Below are 955 nucleotides of genomic sequence, written 5' to 3'. Positions count from 1 at the left end.
ACTATTCAACCAGTTAGATTTTTTCTCACACTGTTGTTTGATTTGACCCGTTTTATCCCATACTGGAAGTTTGTAATCGCTGCGGCAATTCATCTCTAAACCACCGTTGGAGGTCGGTTTAAAGCCAAGCGTCGTCACTTCTTTAGGCCAAGGCAACTCCAAACGCTCAGGAATTCGCTGCGCCAAGTATTCCGCGTAAACACGCAATGCACCGCTTGACCCCGTAAGGTTGATTGGCTTGTTGTCATCACGGCCTAGCCAAATGGTCGTCACTTCACGACCATCAATCCCGACAAACCAGCTATCACGAGTATCGTTACTGGTGCCCGTTTTACCCGCCAACGCAGCCCAAGCGAATTGACTTTGAAGGTAGCGGCCCGTACCTTGTGCGACACCTTGTTTCATCGCGTAAGTCGTTAGCCAAGCCGCTTGTTCATCAACCGCGCGAGAGGAGCGAGGCAACGATTGATAAAGCACGTTACCGTCCATATCGATGACGGAACGAAGCGCGGTCAACTTAGCACGTTTACCCGAGTTAGTCAGTGTTTGGTACATTTGCGCCACTTCAAATGGCGTCAATGAAAACGAGCCCAAGAACATAGAAGGCACAGGACGAATCTCATCTTTGTTGACGCCTAAGCGTTCAAGTGTGCCAGATACTTCAGGAATACCAAGCTCCATCCCCAATCTTACCGTTGGTACGTTCAATGACTTCGCAAGCGCAAGGTAAAGTGGCACATCACCACGATATTTACGGTCGTAGTTACGCGGAGTCCATACCGAGCCTTTGCTACCTTTCAAACTTAGAGGCGTGTCGTGCAGCGTCGTCCCCAAATTGTATTTGTCTGGCTGTTCAAGCGCGGTCAGGTAAATTGCCGGCTTGACCAACGAACCAATTGGACGACTAGCATTAAGCGCACGGTTAAAGCCTTCATAACCCACGCGTTTACCACCA

At 49.6% G+C, this 955-nt stretch carries 1 protein-coding gene; it reads right to left on the bottom strand.

Translation table 11 applies throughout. From position 1 onward, the window contains the following. On the bottom strand, nucleotides 1-955 hold a 955-nt coding region (locus R7190_RS26010), incomplete at both ends, for a penicillin-binding transpeptidase domain-containing protein (protein ID WP_318137699.1).

It is taken from the genome of Vibrio sp. 1078-1, from assembly GCF_033340475.1.
The sequence above is the reverse complement of the archived record's forward strand: the minus strand, read 5'-3'. Positions and strand labels throughout refer to the sequence as shown.